Here is a 2,430-nt window from a genome sequence, read left to right as displayed (position 1 = left end):
CATTCTAAAACCGCCCATTTTGTACATTTTTGAACCGCCCTTGACAGGTAATAATAAAATAGGATTTAAGATATGAGCAAATAAAAATTTCAGTTTATAGATCTATATTTTATCAACTATCAAGTTTTTATCTTTACTTTTTGAGTTGCTCAGAAATTTTAATTTATTAACATTAATACCAACTTGTTACTGATGAATTTTTCCGTTATTTGATCAGTTTAATTAACTATTGCAGTATTGTATTTATTGGCGTTACCACCAAAAGTTGCAAAACTTAACTGAGGAACAACTGTACATATCAATTTTTACTATTTTAAACAATTAGCTATCTCAATGATTCTAAAATTTATTAAAAGGCAGTGCAAATAATCAATGCATTTACTAAGGTCTTGTATTTTATCAACATTTCTGTTATCTTGATGATTGAATATATAAACATAGTTTGCCTCTTTAAATACATCGGAGGGCTTCATATATGGAGCTGGATTAAGGTGCCGGATTTTTGGCCTTATCCAGCTCTTTTTTTGTTTAAAAATCTATTATAGTACGGAGGTATATTATGAATCAGCATTCCAAGTCAACAACTCAAATTATTATGGTTTTTGTTCTATTACTTGGTAGTTTTCTTTCAGCTTTTGCCGAAACTTTTCTGAATAATGCATTACCAACAATCATGGCCGAAGTTCATGTGTCTCAGGCAACCGCGCAATGGTTAAGTACCGGTTACTTACTAGTTGCCGGTATTATGATGCCCACAGCCGCCTACTTTACAAATCGAATCAAACTAAAACCATTGTTTTTAGGAACGATTAGTATTTTTCTCAGCGGATTAATCATGTCAGCTACTGCTCAATCTTTTACCATATTACTTCTTGGACGTCTAATTCAAGCGGCCTCAGTCGGTGTTAGTATGCCGTTGGTACAAAATGTATTGACTTTGATTTTTCCTGCTGAGAAACGTGGTATTGCGTTAGGAATTGGTGGCATCGTCATAAATTTGGGACCAGCAATTGGTCCAACATTATCTGGGATAATTGTTACACATTGGTCCTGGCGCATGTTATTCATAGCATTAATTCCAATTGCCTGCTTAGTTTTAGTGCTAGGTATTTTTACAATCGACAATGTTACTGATACAAGAAGTGATCACCTGGATATGCCATCATTGATCATGTCCATTTTTGGGTTTGGTGGTTTACTTTTTGGGCTTTCACAAATTGGCGTCTCTGGAAATTTAGATGTTACCTCGTTGTTTGAAATTTTAAGTGGATTACTTGTAATCAGTTTATTTTGTAAACGTCAGTTATCTCTTAAACATCCACTCTTGGAATTACGCGTTTTTACTGCTCCTTCTTTTCGTAAAGTCGCCTTACTCGCAGCATTAACAAACATTGCTTTAATGGGTCCGGAGTTAGTAATTCCCCTCTATAATCAAACAATTCGTGGAACTAATGCCATGACTTCTGGGCTGTTAATGCTTCCCGGTACTATATTGATGGCCATTCTTTCACCACTTTCCGGTAAATTGTACGATCGTTTTGGTATAAAAAGGCTTGTATCAGTTGGTTTTACAGCAACTTTTTTTGCTACAATTCCGATGATTTTCTTTGATGCTTCCACATCTTTAAACACAATTGCATTCTTGTATGCCATTCGTTCTGCAGGTTTAACACTAGTCTTCATGCCACTAACTACTTCTGGATTAAATGCCCTGCCCCATTCCTATTTAGTTTATGGTAGTACCATGATCGTTACTTTACAGCAACTAGCTAGTTCACTTGGTACTGCCGCATTAGTAACGGCAATTAAATTAGGTCATGGATTTCAGTGGGCATTTACATTAGTTTTGATAATAGGTGCATTTTGTTTGATTATTAGTGCTACCTTAAAAAATAAAACAGTTACTGAAATTTAAAGATGGTTAAACATATTTTTCGGGAACATATTTTTCTTTACTATTATTTTTTTTGTTTTCATAATTCTTGGTATCATGTTGTTTTCTGGGCTCTATACTTTTCCCTGTTGATGGATTACCAATTTGGTAATCTAGTAACAGGAATTTTTTGTAAAAAAAAAGCCCCTCGAGGGGAGCTACAATGCCGCCGGTGGGGGTCGAACCCACACTCCCGGTAAAGGGAACTGGATTTTGAGTCCAGCGCGTCTGCCAATTCCGCCACAGCGGCATCTAACTAGTTATGTCAATTACACAAAACCTCAAGGATAACTAATGAAATCCTTAGGGCGGTAGGTGGGAATCGAACCCACGCGTGCCGGAGCCACAATCCGGTGCGTTAACCACTTCGCCACTACCGCCATCAATGGCAGGGATAGTAGGAGTTGAACCCACATCGACGGTTTTGGAGACCGTAGTTCTACCATTAAACTATATCCCTATCATTAAAATGGAAGGGAGTGGATTCGAACCACCGA

The 2,430-nt window shown here is 36.8% G+C and carries 1 protein-coding gene and 3 tRNA genes; 1 reads left to right on the top strand and 3 read right to left on the bottom strand.

Going from position 1 to position 2,430, the window contains the following annotated elements:
- The first annotated feature begins 559 nt into the window (after positions 1 to 559).
- Complete coding sequence (locus tag IV87_RS10740; protein WP_057808130.1) at positions 560 to 1,915, top strand: MDR family MFS transporter; 1,356 nt, start codon at positions 560 to 562, stop codon at positions 1,913 to 1,915.
- Positions 1,916 to 2,097: 182 nt separating this feature from the next.
- Here the strand turns inward: IV87_RS10740 and IV87_RS10735 are convergent.
- From IV87_RS10735 to IV87_RS10725, 3 genes are all read right to left on the bottom strand, one after another.
- Positions 2,098 to 2,183: transfer RNA gene (locus IV87_RS10735), tRNA-Leu, on the bottom strand.
- Positions 2,184 to 2,240: 57 nt separating this feature from the next.
- Positions 2,241 to 2,313, bottom strand: a tRNA-His gene (locus IV87_RS10730).
- Positions 2,314 to 2,319: 6 nt separating this feature from the next.
- Positions 2,320 to 2,393: transfer RNA gene (locus IV87_RS10725), tRNA-Trp, on the bottom strand.
- Positions 2,394 to 2,430 lie beyond the last annotated feature (37 nt).

This window comes from Pediococcus ethanolidurans (genome assembly GCF_001437405.1).
GTDB classification, from domain to species: Bacteria; Bacillota; Bacilli; order Lactobacillales; family Lactobacillaceae; genus Pediococcus; species Pediococcus ethanolidurans.
Note: the sequence above shows the minus strand (reverse complement) of the source record. Positions and strands in the feature narration are given on the sequence as shown.